Annotated in this window: 15 protein-coding genes; 6 read left to right on the top strand and 9 right to left on the bottom strand. The window is 63.1% G+C overall.

Annotated features, from left to right (window positions below; translation table 11 throughout):
- Positions 1–336 precede the first annotated feature (336 nt).
- From Q0K00_RS05285 to moaA, 4 genes are all read right to left on the bottom strand, one after another.
- The gene (locus Q0K00_RS05285) at positions 337–1,026 is read right to left on the bottom strand and encodes a DUF6198 family protein (RefSeq protein ID WP_297227877.1); all 690 of its coding nucleotides are present in this window, start codon (positions 1,024–1,026) and stop codon (positions 337–339) included.
- A 358-nt stretch (positions 1,027–1,384) separates the two neighbouring features.
- Positions 1,385–2,389, bottom strand: a complete 1,005-nt coding sequence (gene ruvB, locus Q0K00_RS05290; RefSeq protein WP_297227879.1) for a Holliday junction branch migration DNA helicase RuvB — start codon at positions 2,387–2,389, stop codon at positions 1,385–1,387.
- A gap of 98 nt (positions 2,390–2,487) precedes the next feature.
- Positions 2,488–3,099 (bottom strand): Holliday junction branch migration protein RuvA, encoded by a 612-nt coding sequence (gene ruvA / locus Q0K00_RS05295; RefSeq protein WP_297227881.1) that lies wholly within the window; start codon positions 3,097–3,099, stop codon positions 2,488–2,490.
- Between the two features lie 432 nt (positions 3,100–3,531).
- Positions 3,532–4,530 (bottom strand): GTP 3',8-cyclase MoaA, encoded by a 999-nt coding sequence (gene moaA / locus Q0K00_RS05300; RefSeq protein ID WP_297227883.1) that lies wholly within the window; start codon positions 4,528–4,530, stop codon positions 3,532–3,534.
- 57 nt (positions 4,531–4,587) lie between these two features.
- On the opposite strand from moaA, the gene Q0K00_RS05305 reads away from it, so the two are divergent.
- On the top strand, positions 4,588–4,869 hold the full coding sequence (locus tag Q0K00_RS05305; protein ID WP_297227884.1) for a DUF5334 family protein: 282 nt from the start codon (positions 4,588–4,590) through the stop codon (positions 4,867–4,869).
- A gap of 150 nt (positions 4,870–5,019) precedes the next feature.
- On the opposite strand, the gene Q0K00_RS05310 is transcribed toward Q0K00_RS05305, so the two are convergent.
- Positions 5,020–5,580, bottom strand: coding sequence for a hypothetical protein (locus Q0K00_RS05310; RefSeq protein ID WP_297227885.1), 561 nt, complete (start codon positions 5,578–5,580; stop codon positions 5,020–5,022).
- Positions 5,581–5,723: 143 nt separating this feature from the next.
- Between Q0K00_RS05310 and Q0K00_RS05315 the strand changes: the two genes are divergently transcribed.
- The 5 genes from Q0K00_RS05315 to Q0K00_RS05335 all read left to right on the top strand — a co-directional run bounded on the left by Q0K00_RS05315 (position 5,724) and on the right by Q0K00_RS05335 (position 10,557).
- The gene (locus Q0K00_RS05315) at positions 5,724–6,107 is read left to right on the top strand and encodes a hypothetical protein (RefSeq protein ID WP_297227887.1); all 384 of its coding nucleotides are present in this window, start codon (positions 5,724–5,726) and stop codon (positions 6,105–6,107) included.
- 6 nt (positions 6,108–6,113) lie between these two features.
- Positions 6,114–7,463 (top strand): tRNA (N6-isopentenyl adenosine(37)-C2)-methylthiotransferase MiaB, encoded by a 1,350-nt coding sequence (gene miaB / locus Q0K00_RS05320; protein ID WP_297227889.1) that lies wholly within the window; start codon positions 6,114–6,116, stop codon positions 7,461–7,463.
- Positions 7,457–8,071: a bifunctional nuclease family protein gene (locus Q0K00_RS05325; protein WP_297227891.1), complete on the top strand. Its 615-nt coding sequence runs from the start codon at positions 7,457–7,459 to the stop codon at positions 8,069–8,071. Before miaB ends, Q0K00_RS05325 begins: the two co-directional genes overlap by 7 nt.
- A 66-nt stretch (positions 8,072–8,137) precedes the next feature.
- On the top strand, positions 8,138–8,536 hold the full coding sequence (locus tag Q0K00_RS05330) for a hypothetical protein (protein ID WP_297227893.1): 399 nt from the start codon (positions 8,138–8,140) through the stop codon (positions 8,534–8,536).
- Between the two features lie 551 nt (positions 8,537–9,087).
- Positions 9,088–10,557, top strand: coding sequence for a histidine kinase (locus Q0K00_RS05335; protein ID WP_297227895.1), 1,470 nt, complete (start codon positions 9,088–9,090; stop codon positions 10,555–10,557).
- A 398-nt stretch (positions 10,558–10,955) separates the two neighbouring features.
- Here the strand turns inward: Q0K00_RS05335 and Q0K00_RS05340 are convergent, their stop codons facing one another.
- The 4 genes from Q0K00_RS05340 to Q0K00_RS05355 all read right to left on the bottom strand — a co-directional run bounded on the left by Q0K00_RS05340 (position 10,956) and on the right by Q0K00_RS05355 (position 18,829).
- Entirely contained in the window at positions 10,956–15,413 is a 4,458-nt protein-coding gene (locus tag Q0K00_RS05340; protein ID WP_297227896.1) for an acyl-CoA dehydratase activase-related protein, read from the bottom strand.
- Positions 15,414–15,490: 77 nt separating this feature from the next.
- Positions 15,491–16,189: a CerR family C-terminal domain-containing protein gene (locus Q0K00_RS05345; protein ID WP_297227897.1), complete on the bottom strand. Its 699-nt coding sequence runs from the start codon at positions 16,187–16,189 to the stop codon at positions 15,491–15,493.
- Positions 16,190–16,418: 229 nt separating this feature from the next.
- Positions 16,419–17,846: an MATE family efflux transporter gene (locus Q0K00_RS05350; RefSeq protein ID WP_297227899.1), complete on the bottom strand. Its 1,428-nt coding sequence runs from the start codon at positions 17,844–17,846 to the stop codon at positions 16,419–16,421.
- A 134-nt stretch (positions 17,847–17,980) separates the two neighbouring features.
- The gene (locus Q0K00_RS05355; RefSeq protein ID WP_297227900.1) at positions 17,981–18,829 is read right to left on the bottom strand and encodes a 1,4-dihydroxy-6-naphthoate synthase; all 849 of its coding nucleotides are present in this window, start codon (positions 18,827–18,829) and stop codon (positions 17,981–17,983) included.
- Positions 18,830–18,954: the final 125 nt, after the last annotated feature.

The raw sequence follows: 18,954 nt of genomic DNA on the forward strand, positions 1-18,954 counted from the left end.
TCTTTCACTCGACGCGTTGTTGTCGTCGCGAGGTGAGAACCTATTCGTTTTCGCTCTCGCTGTCAACAACTTTTTTTCGGCTTCCGAAAAAATCCTTTCTCGAACTCTTCGTCCGCCCGTCGTCACGGCGCTCTCTCTGTGCTTGTCAAACTCTCGCCCCGTCCGTCCGCTTTCCGCTTCCGTCCGGCGCGAGAAGCGTTTATGGACTCTTTCCCCACAAAGGTCAAGAAGTTTTTTCGAGATTTTTTATTATTCTTTTTTCTTTTATTATTTCAAAATGTTAAAAAGGAGGTTTTTGACGCCTCCTTGTCGTCCAACCTCCTTTTTTCCTCGCTCTCAACGTGGGATACGGCGCGCGCTGGCCTGCTTTCGCTGTCGCGCGGTCCAGAAAAGCGGCTTCAGCCGTCGTGCCCAACCGCTGGTCAGCTTCACGAACTGTCCTACGAGGAAGGCCGAAAGGACAGTACCTTCTCGCAGGCCGACGATTTCTCCCAAGACCACGAGTGCCAGCGCCGCCGCGCTGATGACCAGGGTGATATCGAAGAGGATCTTGATGTTGGCGAACATCTTCCGGGTCTTGTAGGCAATGGCGATGACCATGCCTTCCCCCGGCAGGACGGTGGCATTGCAGACGATCTCCAGACTGATGCCCAATCCGAGGACGGCCGACCCGGCAACGCACATGAAGACTTGCCAGAGGTAGTTATCCGCGATGAGCGGCGTCGTTGCCCACATCCAGAAGTCGATGAAGATGCCGAATACCAGCACCGCAGGCAGCTGCATCATCTGGACGATGCCGAACTGCTTGCCCAGGAGCATCTTTTGGATGACCAGAAAGATGATGTTGCTCAGAAAGGTGAAGGCACCGAGACTGAGCGGCAGCATGAAGGTCAGGGCATAAGGCAGGCTGGTGATGGGCGAGGTGCCCAGGTGCGCATTGGTGATCAGTGCCACTCCCAAGGCGCAGACGAACAGGGCCACGCACAGGCCCCCGTAGCGTTTGGCGATTTCCTTTTTCGTTTTCATCCCCACAGCGTACGCCGATGGCAGGGTATTTTCAAGCGACCGAAAAAAAGCCGCATCTCCTTGCCCGAAAGATCGGCCAGCGTGATGGGCTTTGCCAAAAAAGGCACGCGACACCGCCTTACCGCATTGCCCCACTGGGGCTGTCTTCATGGTATGCCGTCGGAAAAGAGCTTCCCCGCATTGAGGGCAGGTCGATAGTGGGCTGGACGTAGAGCGGATTCGCATTGAAATCGTGTCCGATTTCAATGCTGACGCTGCCCTCACACTACGGAAAAAGCGTGGTTTTTCCGTGTGTTCGGTTGCGGGTAGTCGCTCTCGCGACTACCCGAGCAATCCACATTTTCAATGTGGAATTGCTCTAATTCATGAGGAGACCGAGGTGCTTGTAGGCCTTGGCCGTGGCCATGCGCCCGCGCGGGCTCCGCTTGAGGAAGCCGCATTGGATGAGGTAGGGTTCGTAAATATCCTCGATGGTCCGCACTTCTTCCGAGCAGGCGACGGCCAGCGTCTTGATGCCCACCGGACCGCCGTCATAGTGACGGATGATCACTTCCAGCAGTCGTCTGTCCATCAGATCCAGCCCCAGCGGGTCCACGTCCATGCGCTGCATGGCCTCGGCGGCCTGTGGCCCGGTGATGATCTCATGCCCGTGGACGAGCGCGAAATCTCGTACCCGCCGCAGCAGGCGATTGGCGATACGGGGCGTCCCGCGTGAACGCCGCCCGATCTCCTCCGCCCCGTCGGGACTGATGGCCACGCCGAGGATGCGCGCCGTACGTGTGACGATGCGGGCAAGGTCCTGGGGCGTGTAATATTCCAGACGGGCAACGATGCCGAAGCGGTCGCGCAGCGGGGAGGAGATGAGTCCCATACGCGTCGTTGCGCCCACCAGCGTGAAGGGCTCCAGATCGATCTTGACGGTACGGGCGGCCGGGCCCTGTCCGATGACGAGGTCCAGCTTGAAATCTTCCATTGCCGGATAAAGCACCTCCTCCACGGCAATGGGCATTCGGTGGATCTCATCCACGAACAATATGTCGTTGCGGGAAAGATTGGTCAGGATGGCAGCCAGATCGCCGCTGCGTTCGAGCACGGGCCCGGAGGTGCAGACCAGATTGACGCCCAGTTCCGAGGCCATGATCTGGGCCAGCGTCGTTTTGCCGAGACCGGGATTCCCGAAAAAAATGGTATGATCAAGCGCCTTGCCCCGCTCGCGGGCGGCATCCAGATAGACCCGGAGATTGGCGCGCAGTTCATCCTGTCCGATAAAGTCCGCCAGCGAGTGCGGACGCACGCTTTCGTCCAGCGCGCTCGCCTCGGAAAGCCCCGCCCCGTCGGGAAGATGGAAAAAATCCTGAGCCATCGGCATATTGCTCAACTACTCTCTCGTGTGCTCATTGCGCCCGTAGCCAGGCCCGCCGTTGGACTCCCGAACGGCGGGAGGCTCGCCCCCAATGCATGTCATGCCCGCCCGCGCGCCAGAGCCTTGAGCGCGGCGCGCAACGCGCCGGACACGTCAAGGTCGGGCTCCGCGTGCAAGATATCCTTGACCAGCGCCGCGCATTCCTCTTCGCCATAGCCAAGATTGCCCAATCCGTCCAGCACGTCCCGAAAGACGGATCCCGGCCGGACGCCGCCGGAAAGCACAGCCGCCTGCGGCGCGTCCTCCACCTTGAGCTTGTATTTCAGCTCCAGAAAAACATGCTCCGCCGTCTTCTTGCCGATACCGGACACCCGCGTCAGGGCCTGCACGTCATCTTCCAGAACGATGCGGCGCAGATCGTCGGGACGGAAAATGGACAGGATGGCCAGCGCCGTGCGCGCGCCCACCTTGGAGATGGACAGCAGCACCTCGAACGTCTGTCGCTCCTCAAAGGTCGCAAAGCCGTACAACTCCTGCGCGTCCTCGCGCACCACCAGTGAGGTGTAGAGCGCCAGAGGCTCGCCGCGCCCCGGCAGGGCCGACAGGGTGTGCGACGGCAGGGCCACCTCATAGCCCACCCCCCCCCTGGTCACCAGCAGGCAGCAGCTGCCCCAGACCTCGGCCTGCAATCCTTCCAGATAGGCGATCATATCCCTCTCCTTCACTCCGGCGGCATCCGCCCGCTGCCGGATGGGCACGCGCCCATACGGCCTGTCGTTGCACGGAAAAGCGCGGTCATTCCGCTTGGCTTGGGCCGGGCGGCGCTGTGCCGCCTCCTCGCGTTTTGCCTTTTTTCACGGAAAAACGCTCGAGGGCCTGTTGACACGATTCGTTGCCTGTTTGAGGGGAAGCGCCCCCCTCGCTCTGCTGTCATTTTGTCGCCTAACGAGCAAGGCCCTGCGGGCCGCCTTTCGGTCGCTCCCTTCCCCAGCGCGCTTTTACCGTGGGAAGAGTCGGGGACACGAGGCAGCCTCGCCCCAAAATCAAGCGGAGCGTATCCAGCTTATTTGTCTTATTTATTGAAAATTTTGTAAAATGTGTGTTAACAGGCCCTAAACACAACGTCGCGCTTTGTGCCGTCCCTACCCGCCTATGCCCTGCATACTCTTGAGGGCCACCGCAGCGCCCTGCCGTTCACGCAGGATATCCACGCCCAGCGGCTTGTGGCGGCAGGCGGCCCGCACCATACGTTCCAGATCCGCATCCACAAGGCGCGGATGGCGCAGCGCCGGGCGCAGGGCATATTCCCGATCGGCAAACAGGCAGGTCCGCAGACGCCCGTCACTGGTCAGCCGCAGGCGGTTGCAGGCATGACAGAAATGATTGCTCAGCGGCGTGATGAAACCCAGTCGCCCCTTGCCGCCCGGCAGGGAAAACATGCGGGCCGGTCCGGCGCTCTCCGCCTCGCTCTCGGCAGGGATGAGCTCCGTACAGGCACGCGCCGCCGCCAGCATGGCCTCAGCGGGCCAGAAATATTCCTCGCTCCAGAGGGTGTCTCCCCCCATGGGCATGAACTCGATAAACCGCACATCGATGGGCAGCGTACGCGCGGCATGGACAAAGTCCGCCATCTGCCCGTCATTGATGGTGCGCAGGCCGACGGCATTGATCTTGACGCCGATACCGGCCGCCAGCAGGGAATCCAGCGCATCCAGCACAGTGGGCAGCATATCCCGCCCGGTCACGCGGGCAAAGGTCTGCCGGTCGAAGCTGTCCAGCGACAGATTGACGGCGCTGACCCGTGCGGCGCGCAACGCGTCCAGCTGCTGCGCCAGAAGGCTCCCGTTGGAGGTCACCCGCAAGTCCATACCCGAGAAGCGCCGCCGCAACATGACGAGGAAGTCCCCGCAGCCCTTGCGGGCAAAGGGCTCGCCGCCGGTAAGGCGCACCTTGCGCACGCCCAGCCCGTACATGATGCCCACCATGCGCGCCATCTCTTCATAGCGAAGGATATGCGGATGCGGGATGAAACTGTGCCGGGCATTGCTGTGGCAGTACAGGCAGCGGAAATTGCAGCGATCCGTGACGGAAAGGCGCAGGTAGCCCACCACACGTCCGCGACCGTCGGCAAGGCCGCTCATGCCGCACCCCTCTGTCGGCGGTTGCCAAGACGGCATTTTCGATTTACAGAAGCGGCCATGAAACACCTGCTCATCGGGGCCCTCGTGCCCGCATCTTGCTTGTTGGCTGCCCTGCCCGCGGCAGCTTGGGACGGCTTTGACGCCGATTCGACGGAACTGGTGGAGATCATTCCCGATGCCCTGCCTGTTGAAGGCGAAAACGTGGATGTCCGCGACTACACCACGGACCAGACGACCACTTGCCTCGTCAAAGCCGTCACCCGCAACAGCCGCACCGTTGAAGTTGTCGTCCGGACCCCGGAAGGGGGGACGCGCACCCTCGTCATGGAAGGCCGCTGATCCGCCCTGTCGCCGCTCCCCCGCCGGGCATCGGCATTCGGACCGTCGCCTTGCGCGGGTACGCTCCCGCTGTCCACAGACGCATGTCCCGTCCGGCGGCTCCTGCCGGAGCGATCTCCGCCGACAGACGGGACAGTCGTCATGTCATGCTTAGCTCTTGCCCGGCTCGTGCCCCGGCAGCACGATGCTCATGCTTTCGGCCTGCCCCTGCCCCTTGGGGCAGTTGTCCTGCAGGTGGCAGATCTCGCAGCCGCCCTTGAAAGGATAATGGGTCACCAGCGCAAAACGACGATTGAGCGTAGGCTGACCTTCCTTATATTCCAGCCCCAGTCCGGCCAGCGCTTCGCGCAGCGCCTCCGTCGGACGCGGAGCGGGCGCGCAGCCCGCGTCCTCCACTTGCGGCAGGAGCTGCTGCACGGCGGCCATGCAGAGGAACTGGGCCAGATTGTTGTCCTGCCAGCCTTCGGAAGGCGACTTTTCCCAGGTGGCGTCCACGGCCTGCTCGATGCTCTCCGGCAGCCAGACGACCAGATAGGAGATCTTGCCGGCCGTCACTTCCACTACCCGCAGATCCCGCATCCATTCGCCCCAGAGCTTCACAAGGCGCTCCAGCACGGCGCCGCCGAGCCGGGTCTCCTGACTGAGGGTCATGAACCCTTCCATATCGAAATACGGGGTAATGCTGTGTTCCTTGATGACGGCTTCGCTCACGGCGGCTCCTTGTGGTTGACGATGCTTTTTCCGGGATATTGTATTCACCGCTGGCCCAGCGTCAAGGGAAAAGCGTCACGGCGGCTTTACTTCGCGTGAGCTCTTCTTTACCATTTATCCGTTCCACCAGCCAAGGAGATCCCATGAGCAACGATCATCCCGAAAAAATCCGCTACACCTACAAGATGAATCCCGAAGCGCGGCTGCAGACCGCGCATGGCGTCTGGGGCGGCATCAATCATCAGGGGGAACTGGAACTGAATTTCTACCATGAGAGCAACGCCCTGCCGGAAACCACCGAATGTCTCGTGGCGCCGGACGGCTCCGTGGGACCCGAGATGCTCTCAGACGCGGATATGGAGGTACAGCGCATCACCCGTCAGATCCATTCGCGCGTCCTGCTGAATTACGATACGGCGCGCGTCCTGCTGGAGTGGCTGGAAGAGCGCATCTCCTATCTTGAGATGGAGGAAGGCGAAGGGCCGGGCTTTTTCGGCGGCAATCGTTCTTCCGGGCTGGAGCAGTAAGCGGGCATGAAAGAACGCACCTATCACATCATCACTTTCGGCTGTCAGATGAACGTGCACGATTCCCAGTGGCTGGGTCGTGCGCTGGAGGCGCGCGGTTTTTCGGCCGCGCCGCTGGAAGAGGCGCAGGTGGTGATGGTCAATACCTGTTCCGTCCGGGAAAAACCGGAACTCAAGGTCATGAGCACGCTGGGGCGTATCCGGCAGGCCACCGGCAACTCGCCGCGGGTGCTGGTGGGTGTGGCGGGCTGTGTGGCCCAGCAACTCGGTGATGCCCTGTTCCGCCAGCGACAGGTACGCCTCGTGGCGGGCAGCGACGGCATCAGCGGCGCCCCCGCCGCCATCGAGCGTCTGCTGGACGATCCCGCCCTGCGGCTCTCTCTGCTGGACTTCACCAGCCACTACGAAGAGCGTGAACCGGGCGCGCCGCTGCCGCGCGCCGCGGCGGGCCATGTCAACATCATGCAGGGCTGCGACAATTTTTGCGCGTACTGCATCGTCCCCTATACGCGGGGACGGCAGAAATCGCGCGCCACGGCGGCCATCCTCGATGACTGCCGCGCCCTTCTGGCCTCCGGCGCTTCCGACATCACCCTGCTCGGACAGAACGTCAACGCCTTCGGACAGGACAAGAGCGGCGACGGCACGAGTTTCCGCGCCCTGCTGGACAAGGTGGACGCCCTGCCCGGCCTGGCTCGCCTGCACTATGTAACGCCGCATCCCAAGGATATGGGACCGCTGGATGTGGCGGCCTTCGGGGAACTGGACCACCTCTGCCCCCGGCTGCATCTGCCGCTGCAGGCCGGATCGGACAGAGTGCTTGCCCGCATGGGCCGCAAATACGATGCCGCACGCTTTCTCCGTCTGGTGGAGGAACTGCGCCGTGCCCGGCCGGACATCGCCCTGTCCACGGATCTCATCGTCGGTTTCCCCGGCGAGAGCGAGGAAGATTTCCAGGCCACGCTGGACATGATGCGGGCCTGCGATTTCATGGCGAGCTTTTCTTTTTGCTATTCCGACCGTCCCGGCACGCGCGCCAGCCGTTTTCTGGACAAGATCGCCCCGGACGTGCAGCAGGACCGTCTCCTTCGCCTGCAGGCCCTGCAGGACGAGCTCGGTGATCGCTGGCTCGCGGCGCGCGTCGGTCAGGAGGCCGATGTCCTGCTGGAAAGCCGCAGCCCGCGTGACGCCGCAGCCGGTAACGGCGAAAGCTGGCAGGGACGCGACGTCTACGGCGCGCTTGTGCATGTCCCGCTGCCTGCCGGGGATCATCTGGGCCGCATGGTGCGCGTCCGTATCGAACACGCCCACCGGCACAGCCTCGTGGGGAGCGTCAGCGGGGGGCGTCCATGCTAGAGATGCGTGTTACCGGTCTGGGACTCGACGCCGCCAGCAAGACGCCTGTCGTCCATCTTCGGCAGGTGGACGGCGAAGCCAGGCTGTCCATCCTCGTGGGGGCCATGGAAGCCCTGTCCATCTCGCTCATGCTCAACGGCGAGCAGATCCCCCGTCCCCTGACCCATGATCTGCTGCTCATGTGCCTCAAGGCGCTGGGGGCCCGTCTCGGCGGCGTGGAGATCTGCGATATGCGCGACGGCATATACTATGCCGCCCTCAATCTTCGACTGGCGGACAAGGCCATCCGTCTGGACTGCCGCCCGTCGGATGCCGTGGCACTTGCGCTGCGGGCCCAGGCTCCCATTTTCGTCAGGCACACCCTGCTGGCCCCGGACAAGGCGTCCGCCGCTCAGGCAGGGGCGTCCTCACCTTCTCAGGAAACAGCCTCCCAGCGACCTGACGCCGCCACGGACATGGCCCGTCAGGCGGAGGCCCGCCGCAAGGCGGACAACCTGACCGGGATGCTGTTGCGCGGTCGTGAACTGCCGTATGCCGATCCCGATGTGGAGCGCCGTTACCGCGAGCTGCTGCGGGCGCTCGAACCCGTCACCTCCCGCAAGATGTAGCCCCCGCAGTCCGGCCTAAAGCTTTGTTTTTCCCCTCCGATAGGGTGCTTAACGGATGGGAAGATCATGCTGGATTATCGCCGCTTCAAGGAAATAAACGATCTCTTTGCCGCCGGTCAGCCGGAAAAGGCGCGGCACCTGCTCATGGAGCTGCAATCGCGCTGCATCGCCCTGCGCGATGAGATGGAACGTCTCAAGGTGCAGATACGCACCTTCGAGGATATCCTCTATCTTTCCAAGAACCTCTGCCGGGAGAACGGCTTTTACTGGCTGCAGACGCCCGGCGTCCGACAGGGACCGTTCTGTCCACAGTGTTATGACACGGTCGGTGCGCTCATCCGTCTTGAGAAAACGGCCCGAGCCCTCAACTGTCCCTATTGCGGACAGCGCCATGCCCTGCCTCAACCGGACAGCCTCCCCGCCGGTGACGGCCGAATGGCCCGCATCATCCCCTTTAGCCGCTAGGACCTGTCAACACTATCCACTGCTTTTTGGAGGGAAGGGGAACCCTATCGGCAGGCAGCGCCCTAGGATCAGGACTCATTACGCTTTTTTTGAGGGGGAAGAAACCCCTTTGCTTTGCTGTCGATGCCTGTAAGGCTCCTTTGTCGCCTAACAGGCACGGCCCTGCGGGCCGCCCTTTGGGTCGCTGCTCGCGGCAAAAAGGGGTTTCTTCCCCCTCAAACTCCCCCATCTTCCCCAAAACCCGCTACTTGGGTAAGAGTAATTGGAAACGAAACACCTCACGTTATAAAAATAAGTACTTATTTTGCAACAAATTATAAAAACATCTCTATCAAGGCATATTGCCTGATAATGCGTCCTGACCCTAACGGAAACGTTCCGGCAACGGCACGCCCCGGACCGGAAACACCGACAGGTCACGTGTATCCCCGGCCAAGGCTTCCCGCCGGTTTGCCGCAGCGCACGCGGCGCACTTGCAGTCCATCCCTTCCCCTCGTATACTCAGGGGGAGCGGCATCATGTCGCTCCTTTTTTTCTGTGATGAGGCAACCATGAGCGTACCGACCACCAAACAGCCTTCCGTCCTCCTGTTGTGCAAGAGCGAACAGGCTGCCGCGGTGGACAAGCGCGCCCTGCGCGATGCGGGGGCAACCCGTATCCGCACCATGACTTCCGGCCTTGACGCCGCGCGCATCATGGCCGGTCTCGAGCCGGACAAACCGCCACTCGACCCCGACATCATCGTCTGCCAGCACAAGCTGGACGATATCGACGGGGAACAGTTCTGTGCCCTGCTGCGCCTGCATCCGCGTCTGCTGGGAACGCCCATCCTGCTGCTCCTGCCCAACGATGACGAGGAAGCCCAGCTCCGCGCCCTGGGCTGCGGCGCCAGCGCCCTCATGGGACGCCCCTTTTCCGTGGATGCCCTGCGCAAGAACCTGGAAGCGCTCATGGCCTATGATCAGCGCATGGCCCAGCTTGACCGGGGGAAGGTGAACGCCGATCAGCAGGCTTTTGACGATGCCCTCGCCACCTACGGCGTCCTGCTCAAGCCCGTACGCACACCGGACGACTATTTTTACGTCGGGATGCGCTGTCTGGAGGAAAAACGCTGGAATTCCGCCCTCAGCGCCTTCCAGCGCAGCCTGCAGGGCGCACAGATCCGCGGCGAGGCGCTCCTCGGCATGGCCGTGGCCTGGCGAGGCAAGGGCGATCTCGTGCGTTGCCGTCGCTGTCTGGAACAGGCGGCCCTCACCTTTGCGCTGGCGAAACGCTGGCACAACGCGCGCACGGTCTTTGTCCGCCTGCTGCTGGAAGACCCTCAGGCCAAAAGCCCTTTCCTTACCGCCGCCCAGCGCCTCATGCGGGAGAACCGCTACGGTGATGCGGCCCGGGCGCTGGCTGCCGGTATCGACCTGACGCCGCCCCAGCTGGTAGGCACGCGTCTGGCCCAGATCTGCATGGCTTCCGGTCAGCCGCAGGCCATGTTCGACCAACTGCGGCAACATCTGGACGGAGAACTGGGAAAACAAGCCGGAGACCTTACTCAGGCCATCCGCTGCCGCATGGAAGACTTGCAACAACAGCAGATCGAGCGGCAAAAACAAAACGCGCAGGAACGTCAACGCCTCATTGCCCGAGAGATGCGCGCTCGCGCGCGTGAAAACGAGGCCGCAGCCGCCAGCACGGACGGCCCCCTTTCCGAGCAACCCGTGGCGGCGCCGTTTGAAGCCTCGCTGGAAACGCCTCCCCAGCCTGCTCCCCGCAAAGACCATGCCGCTGACGCTCCCGGCAAGCAGTCCAGCCTTCCGCCCGATGCGGAGCCGACTTCCCCCCGTGGTGCCCTGCCCGCGGCAAGTCCTTCCCTGCCGCCCGCAACGCCGTCGCCGTATCTTGCTCCCTTTTCTGAAGAAGATGCCAGCAGCAAGCTCTTTCAACGCCTGCCCGGCATCAATGAGCTCTGTTCCGTCATCAAGTGCACCTGGAAACTGGCCCGGCGGAAAAAGAACGAACGCAAGTGAGCGTCCGCATCCCGTAGAGCGCTTTGCCTTTGAAACAGACCATGACGCGCGGCGGCACTACGCCGCCCGGCCCAACCAAGCGAAAAAAACGCTTTTTTCGCGAAACGACAGACCGTACGTTTTGGACACAAAGCGTTTCAAACTGAAACTGGCTCGTCTTTCCATGAAGCAAAGCCCTTCGCTATCCCCATATCAGGCATGGCGAAGGGCTTTGCCTCGTGATCCTTAGAGCGGATCCGCATTGAAATCGTGTCTAATTTCAATGCTGACGCTGCCCTCACACTACGGAAAAAGCGTGGTTTTTCCGTGTGCTCGGTTGCGGGTAGTCGCTCTCGCGACTACCAGAGCAATCCACATTTTCAATGTGGAATTGCTCTAAACGATCCCGTATGCGTCGGTCAGCTCTGCACGCCGTGGTCCGGCTCCTGCAGCCCCTTGGCCAGACCGCAGGCCCGGCAGGCCAGATCTTCGGCAGCTCTGACAGGAGAAAGCGCATCTCCCCCGCAACGGCGAGGCGCGGCGGCATCCGGCCCGGCCTCCCGCCGATCTGGACATCCTCCCGGGCACGCAGTCTCCGGCTCCGGCCCCGACATTTGCGCCTCCTGCTCAAGCCCCGTATGCGCCACGGACATGAACAGCTTGATGCGGTTGAGCTGGTTGGCCTCGCTGCTGCCGGGGTCATAGTCCACGGCCATGAGGTTGGCATGGGGCCGCAAGCGCTTGAGTTCCTTCATGACGCCCTTGCCCGTGATGTGGTTGGGCAGACAACCGAAGGGCTGGAGACAGAGCACGTTGTTGACGCCGTGGTCGATGAGTTCCAGCATCTCCGCCGTCAGCAGCCAGCCTTCTCCCGCCTGATTGCCCCGCGAGATGATCCCCCGCACGCTGCTTGCCAGATCCCCGATGCGCGATACCGGCAGGAACCGGCTGCCCTTGAGGGCCTGCCGCATGGCCTTGCGCAGGGACTCCACCCGCCGGATGAAAAACCAGCTGGTCAGGGCGGGCAGGATGCGCCCCCCCAGCCGCTTCCATGAGTAGACCGGGTCCATGGAGCAATAAAGGAAAAAGTCCATGAGATCCGTCAAGACGGGCTCGCCGCCCTCCTCGCGGATATGCTGCGCCACCTGATTGTTGGCGTCGGGATGGTACTTGAGCAGGATCTCGCCCACGATGCCCACCTTGGGGCGCGACACCCCATCCAGACGGATACGGGAGAAATCCTGTACGATCTCGTGCATATGCTGCCGAAAAACCGACGTATCCCCCCAGGATGCGCTGGAACGCGCCCGCCGCAACCAGCTGTGCAGCAGCTCGTCGGTATCGCCTTCGTGCAGTTCGTTGCTGCGGCAGGACATGCTGACCCGTTGGAGCATGTCGCCGTACAGACAGCCCAGGATCATGCGATGGAAGAGCTTGGCCGAGATGCTGAAGCCGGGATGGCGATTCACGTCGCCGCTGGTCATGGTCAGCACCGGCACATGCCCGAAACCGGCCTCCTGCAAGGCCTTGCGCAGCAGGGCCGGATAGTTGCTCGCCCGGCAGGGGCCGCAGGTCTGCGCCAGCATGAGCGCGGTGCGGTCAGGGTCGCACTGTCCGTTCTTGAGCGCGTCCAGCAGCTGGCCGATGACCACGATGGCCGGATAGCAGGCGTCGTTGTGCACATAGGTCAGCCCCAGCTCGATGGCACGCGGACTGACCGAGGGGAGCACTTCCAGATGATAGCCGGAATGGTTGATGGCGCTCTTGAGGATATCGAAATGCAGCGGGGCCATCTGCGGCGCGAGGATGGTATGCGTTTCGCGCATGGCCTTGGTAAAGACCGGACGCGGGGCGGGCTTTCCCCTTTCCGTACGGCGCACCGCCGCCTCCCGCCGTTCGCGCACCGCCGCCAGCAAGGAGCGGATGCGGATGCGCGCCGCCCCCAGCGACGAGCCTTCGTCGATCTTGATGAGCGTATGCAGCTTACCGGCCCGCTGGAGCAGCTCGGCCACCTGATCGCTGGTGATGGCGTCCAGTCCGCAGCCAAAGGAAGTCAACTGCACGCTTTCCAGCTCCGGCGTGTCGCAGACCAGCATACTGGCCCGATACAGCCGGGAGTGATAGCTCCACTGGTCAAGGACCCGCAGATTGTCGTCGAGCCGCCCCAGATGCGCCACGCTGTCCTCACTGAGCACGGCCGCCCCCAGAGACGCGATGTATTCCGGCAGACCGTGATGCACGGCCGGGTCAACATGATAGGGCCGCCCGCAGAGCACGATGCCCAGCCCGTTGGACTGCCGTACCTGCTCCAGCACCCGCTCGCCCTCGGCACGCAGCTCGGCGCGGTAATTCTCGAACTCCTGCAGGGCCGCGCGGCCCGCCTCGCGCAGTTCGCCGCGGGGCAGGTCGAACTCCTCATGCATACGCTCCACCAGCGCATCCAGGCTTTGCAGGGAAACGAAGGGCGTATGCAGCCGGACCCCCTGCTGGCGCACCTCGTCGATATTGAGGCGGATGACTTCGGGATAGCCGGAGACCACAGGACAGTTATAGCCGTTGGCCTTGGTGATGGCGTCGCCGCGCTCGCGCGGCAGGCAGGGGAAGAAGATACGCCGCACCCCCTGCTGCAGCAGCGCCGTCACATGCCCGTGCGCCAGCTTGGCCGGATAGCAGACCGTCTGGGACGGCATGGAGGACAGGCCGAGATCGAAGACCTCCTTGCCCGATTCCGGCGACAGGATGACCCGGAAGCCCAACTTGGTGAAAAAGGTGAACCAAAAAGGATAGTGCTCAAAGATGTTGAGCACTCGCGGTATGCCGATGACCCCGCGCGGCGCGTCCGCCTCGGCCAGCGGCGTGTAGTCGAACAGCCGCCGGTTCTTCCAGGCGTAGATATTGGGCATGGGCTGCGCGTTCTCGTGCGCCGCGCCGAGCTGTCCCGCGCCGCGCTCGCAACGGTTGCCGGCCACAAAGCGCCGTCCGTTGGAAAAACGGTTCAACGTCAGGCGGCAGTGATTGCCGCAGCCCTTGCAGCGCAGGTGCTTCGTCTCGATGCGCAGAGCGCGCAGAGCCGCGGATTCCAGCGGATGACGGCTGCCCTCGGTCACCGGACGACGGGCCGCCAGCAGGGCCGCGCCGTAAGCCCCCATGAGCCCGGCGATGTCAGGGCGGAACACCTCCCGCTGCAACAGCCGCTCCATGACCCGCAACAGGGCGTCGTTCATGAAGGAACCGCCCTGCACGAGCACCTTGTCGCCCAGTTCGTCAGGGCTGCGCAGCCGCAGCACCTTGTACAGGGCATTGCGTATCACGGAATAACACAGGCCCGCCGCGATATCCCCGATCTCCGCGCCTTCCTTCTGAGCCTGCTTGACCTTGGAATTCATGAAGACCGTGCAGCGCGAACCAAGATCCACGGGATGCCGGGCAAAAAGGGCCGCACGCACGAATTCCTCCATGCTCAGATTGAGGCTCTGGGCGAAGGTCTCCAGAAAGGCGCCGCAGCCGGCCGAACAGGCTTCATTGAGCGTCACCCCGGCGATGCAGCCATCCCTGGCCTTGAGGCACTTCATGTCCTGCCCGCCGATGTCGATGACGTAGGTCGTTTGCGGCACCAGACGACAGGCGGCCTTGAGGTGGGCGACGGTCTCCACTTCCGTAAGCGACGATCCCAGCGCCGCCTGCGCAAAAGCCGCTCCGTAGCCGGTGCAGGCACTGTCCTCGATCCAGGCGCCTTCAGGCAAGGAATCCACCAGCTCGGCCACATAGGGCAAAAGTTCCGCCAGCGGATCCCCCTGATTACGACGGTACCAGGTGGTGATGACCGCGCCCTCCCGATCGGTCAGGACAGCCTTGACCGTGGTGGACCCCAGATCGACCCCCAGATAGAGCGGGCCCCGCGCCTCTTCCAGCGACCGACGGTCCACCGCGCCCGCCGCATGGCGTTGCCGGAAAGCCGCGTACTCTTCCTCGTCCTCAAAAAGCGGCGCCAGCGTGGCCGTGCGCTCGCCGTCCAGCTCTCGGGTACGGGCGCGCTCGGCCAGCTCTTCCACACGCAGCGGCACGGACTGAACAGGGCGCGGCTGTCCCGTCAGGGGCAGGAGACTCAGCGCCGTGCCGCGCGCCACGATGAATTGGGCGTCCGGCACATCCATCACCTCTTCCGGCCTCAGCTGCAGCGTCTCGATAAAGCGCTGTCGCAAGGCGGGAAGAAAATGCAGCGGACCGCCCAGAAAGGCCACTCTGCCCCGGATGGGATGTCCGCAGGCCAGCCCGCCGATGGTCTGATCCACCACGGCCTGAAAAATGGAGGCCGCCAGATCCTCGCGCGCCGCCCCTTCGTTGAGCAGGGGCACCACGTCGGTCTTGGCAAAGACGCCGCAACGCGAGGCGATGGGATAGATGGTGGTGTGGCGCCGGGCCAGCTCATCGAGGCCCGCCGCATCCGTATGCAGCAGCACGGCCATCTGGTCGATGAAGGCTCCTGTCCCCCCCGCGCAGGCCTCGTTCATGCGCAGATTGTCCGATCCGTCGGAGAAATACAGGATCTTGGCGTCCTCACCGCCCAGCTCCACCGCCACATCCGTCTGCGGGGCCAGCACCGAGATGGCGCGCGAAGTGGCCAGCACTTCCTGCACAAAAGGAAGTTCCAGCGCCTGCGCCAGCTTGAGCGCGGCCGAGCCGGTAATGGCGGCCCGCACCTGCAGACCGGGATATTTGGCCGCCAGATCGTCCAGCAGCCCGCAGAGGGTCGCGCGTACCGCCGCGCCATGCCGCTGGTAACGAGCTTCCAGCAATTTGCCCGCCGCATCCACCAGAGCCAGCTTGACCGTGGTGGAACCGGCATCCAGCCCCAGATAGAGCACGGAATCGTCCATGTCCGCCAATCCTTGCCGCCGCAGCGGCCATTTCACCCCTTACGGGCGTACGTCAAAAAAGTATCCGAGCAACCGATTCAACACGCGCACTCCTGACGCTGCCGCCAGCTGCGTGCGGCCGCATCCAGTACGGTCATGGCCATGTCGCCCATATGCGTCTGCACCCGTGGAGCCTGGCACAGCAACGGCACCAGCACCGACGAAAAGCGCCTGTCCGCCACCAGCAACAGCACAAAAGGCCCCAGCGCGCTCACCAGGCAGCATTCCAGTTCCGGCGCATCCTGCGGTATGCCCGTCATATCGCTGATGATCCCCTTGATGATGCGGAACTTGGCCGCCACCACCCGACGCATGACTTCCTGAAAATACACGGACGGCGCCACGATCTCGCGCGCCCAGGCACGCATGTGCCACTGCTGCGGCGCGGCCAGTCCGGCCATGAGCGCCGCGACGATGCGCTGCATCTTCTCCCGCGCGGGGATGTCCTCCCCGGCCAGATTGTCCAGGAATTCCCGGTCGATGATGCGATTGTGCATATCCTCGAGAACAGCCAGATACAGCCCCTCGCGGCTGCCGAAATGATAATTGATGGCCGCCATGTTGATATTGGCGGTCTCGCAGATACGTTTTGACGTCGTCTGCGCAAAGCCGTTTTCCGCCATGAGCTGACCGGCGGTCTCAATGATGCGGGCTCGCGTCTGCTCGCCGTCCACACGCGCGCCGCGCGGTGCCGCGCCCGCTTCTCCCGCCGGGGAAACCGTGTGCTTGCTGGCCATCCTCTCCTCGCTCCAAGACCCCAAAAATTTCCGCCGCTCCCTTGCGGCAACAGGAGGCAATCTATCTAATTCAAATTTGAATTTCAACAAAACAAATATTTCGTTTTGTTGCAAAGGGTGACCTTGTTTTTTTGCGGGATGGATGGGGGGTGCGGGGGGAAGGAAGGGGGCTTTTTTGCAAAAAAGCCCCCTTCCTTCCCCCCGCGCAAAAACCTCTCCTCCTCAACGGCTACCTATGGATCTTGCGGCCGATGGTCTCGGCGTCGAGGCGGTGCAGACGGCGCAGGCGCAGACTGTAGCACAACGAGCTGAAACCGAGGGCGAGCAGGTAGGCTGTCCAGAAGCCCTGCGCACCCAAGGGGGCGGCGGTCAGCCAGTCGGTGCGGGCCAGTGTGTAGCCCACGGGCAGACCTATGCCCCAGTAGGAGACGAGGCAGACGATGGAGATGATGCGCGTATCGTTGTAGCCGCGCAATATGCCGATGCTGATGGTCTGCACGGCATCCACAAATTGGTAGGCCGCCGTGAAAAGCAAGAGATGCATGGTCAGGGCCGCCACCTGTGCATCATCGATATAGATGGCGATGATCTGTTCCCGAAAGAGCAGCGTGCAGGCGGCAGCGACCAACGAGCAGCCCATGCCGAGACAGAGGGCCGTACGGGCGGCCACTCTGGCCCGCCAGATGCGCCCCGCGCCCAGGAAGTGGCCCACGCGGATGGTGGCCGTGATGTTGAGCGAAAGGGGCAGCATGAAGATCATGGCGGAATAGTTCATGGCGATCTGATGACCGCTGACCACGATCTCCCCCAGCGGAGCCAGCAAGATGGCCGTAAGGGCAAAAAGGGAGACCTCGAAGCAGACGGCCAGCGCGCCGGGCAGACCGATACGCAGGATGCGCAGCACAAGAGCGCCGTCGAAACGGGAGAAGGGGGTCCCGTCCCCGTCATGGGCAAGGCCGGGCCGGAGCATGGGCAGGAAAAGCGGACGCAAATGCCTGTACTGACTGTCGCGACGTACATAGAAGAGCATACAAAGGGCCATGAACCAGAAGCAGATGGCCGTTGCCACGCCGCAGCCCACACCGCCCAACTGGGGCAGGCCGAACTTGCCGTAGATAAAGACATAGTTGACCGGCACATTGAGCAGCAAGCCCAGGATGCCCACGATCATGGCCGGGCGGGTCCGCGAAAAGCCTTCCAGGAAGCTGCGCACATTGATGAACAGCATGAGGCCGGGCAGGCCCCAGAGCATGGCCCGCAGGTAGCCGCCGGCCAGCTCCGCCATACGGCCTTCCAGGCCGAACAGATCGAGATGGTGCGAGATGACGGAAAAGACGCTCATGAGCAGGAGACAGAGGATGAGCGTCAGCCAGATGCCCTGCCGCAGCAGCTGCGCGGCTTCGTCCCGTTTGCCCGCACCCACAAGATGCGCGGTCATGGGCGAGAGCGCCAGCAGACAGCCCACCCCCAGCAGGGAGACCGGCGCCCAGATGGACCCGGCCACGGCCACGGCGGCCATATCCGTAGTGTCGTACTGGCCGGTCATGGCCGTATCCACAAAATTCATGCCCATTTGCGTGGTCTGCGCAATGAGGACGGGCAGGCCCAGTGAGATGAAACGCCGCGCCTCGGCAGGCGAAAAGATATCCTGAAACATATGTTGTCCTGTCGAGAAAATGCAGTCCGAATACGTTCCCTGTCCCGGACGCCTCCGCGTCCTTCAGGGGATACGCGCGAAAGGCCGCGGCACAGAGCTGGCCGCGGCACGAAACAGTCCGGGTGTAACCGCGCTCAGGCTTCCGGCACGAACAGCCCCGCCGCCGGCAGGGGCTGACCGCTTTCGGCGGCGGCGCTCTCCACGATGCGGCGCACGGCCTCCCGTCCCCGTTCTCCCAGATCCCGGCTGAAATCGGTCACAAAGGTACGGATGTGGGCTTGCGTCACCTCGTCGGAAAGCTCCTGTGCATGGGCGCGGATATAGTCCGCGCTGTCCTGGGGATGCGTCAGGGCATGGCCGAGACTGGCGGCGATGGCGGCCTGTATGTCCTGTTGCAGAGCCGACGGCAGATCCCGCCGGGCGACGATGACGCCCAGCGGCAGCGGCGCGTGGAAGCTCTCTTCCCACCACTGCCCGAGGTCCAGCAGCTTGGTGAGACCGTGCTCCGCATAGGTGAAGCGTCCTTCATGGATGATGACGCCCGCCTCGACCCGCCCCTGGGCCACGGCATCCATGATGTCGCTGAACAGCATCTCCTCACGGGGGCCGGAAAAACGACCGGTCATGTCCAGCAGACGGGCGGCCGTGGTCATGCGGCCGGGGATGGCCACGCGCGCCGTACGGCATTGTTCGGGGGAAAGCTGTTCGCGGGCCACCACCAGCGGCCCACAGCCCCAGCCGAGCGCCGCCCCGGCGGACAGGATGGCATATCGTTCCATGATCAGGGGCAGCACGCCCGCCGATACCTTGGTGACCGGCAGTTCCCCGCGCAGGGCAAGCCCGTTCAGCTCCTCCACGTCGGCCATGTGCGGCACGAAACGGCAGGGGCCGGGAACAAGACCATGCAGCAGCGCATGGAAGATGAAGGTATCATTGGGACAGGGAGAAAGACCCAGCGTCAGGGTCGTCCGCGCCTCGTGCATGGCATCTACCTCCTTGAGCAAACAACAAACGATGGCAGGCGGTTTGACAGTCGCCGGACGGGGGCGTAGCCTATCGCGATTCAACCGTCAAGTCGGGGATCCCTCCCGACGCCCGCAAAGGAACA

This window comes from uncultured Desulfovibrio sp. (assembly GCF_944327235.1).
Lineage (GTDB): Bacteria > Desulfobacterota > Desulfovibrionia > Desulfovibrionales > Desulfovibrionaceae > Desulfovibrio.

What these genes read in the sequence shown, in the direction of transcription:
- Q0K00_RS05350 (WP_297227899.1), bottom strand. Translation starts at nt 17,846, where the DNA reads ATGTTTCAGGATATCTTTTCGCCTGCCGAGGCGCGGCGTTTCATCTCA.
- ruvA (WP_297227881.1), bottom strand. Translation starts at nt 3,099, where the DNA reads ATGATCGCCTATCTGGAAGGATTGCAGGCCGAGGTCTGGGGCAGCTGC.
- Q0K00_RS05335 (WP_297227895.1), top strand. Translation starts at nt 9,088, where the DNA reads ATGAGCGTACCGACCACCAAACAGCCTTCCGTCCTCCTGTTGTGCAAG.
- Q0K00_RS05345 (WP_297227897.1), bottom strand. Translation starts at nt 16,189, where the DNA reads ATGGCCAGCAAGCACACGGTTTCCCCGGCGGGAGAAGCGGGCGCGGCA.
- Q0K00_RS05305 (WP_297227884.1), top strand. Translation starts at nt 4,588, where the DNA reads ATGAAACACCTGCTCATCGGGGCCCTCGTGCCCGCATCTTGCTTGTTG.
- Q0K00_RS05315 (WP_297227887.1), top strand. Translation starts at nt 5,724, where the DNA reads ATGAGCAACGATCATCCCGAAAAAATCCGCTACACCTACAAGATGAAT.
- Q0K00_RS05325 (WP_297227891.1), top strand. Translation starts at nt 7,457, where the DNA reads ATGCTAGAGATGCGTGTTACCGGTCTGGGACTCGACGCCGCCAGCAAG.
- Q0K00_RS05355 (WP_297227900.1), bottom strand. Translation starts at nt 18,829, where the DNA reads ATGCACGAGGCGCGGACGACCCTGACGCTGGGTCTTTCTCCCTGTCCC.
- Q0K00_RS05340 (WP_297227896.1), bottom strand. Translation starts at nt 15,413, where the DNA reads ATGGACGATTCCGTGCTCTATCTGGGGCTGGATGCCGGTTCCACCACG.
- moaA (WP_297227883.1), bottom strand. Translation starts at nt 4,530, where the DNA reads ATGAGCGGCCTTGCCGACGGTCGCGGACGTGTGGTGGGCTACCTGCGC.
- Q0K00_RS05285 (WP_297227877.1), bottom strand. Translation starts at nt 1,026, where the DNA reads ATGAAAACGAAAAAGGAAATCGCCAAACGCTACGGGGGCCTGTGCGTG.
- miaB (WP_297227889.1), top strand. Translation starts at nt 6,114, where the DNA reads ATGAAAGAACGCACCTATCACATCATCACTTTCGGCTGTCAGATGAAC.
- Q0K00_RS05330 (WP_297227893.1), top strand. Translation starts at nt 8,138, where the DNA reads ATGCTGGATTATCGCCGCTTCAAGGAAATAAACGATCTCTTTGCCGCC.
- ruvB (WP_297227879.1), bottom strand. Translation starts at nt 2,389, where the DNA reads ATGGCTCAGGATTTTTTCCATCTTCCCGACGGGGCGGGGCTTTCCGAG.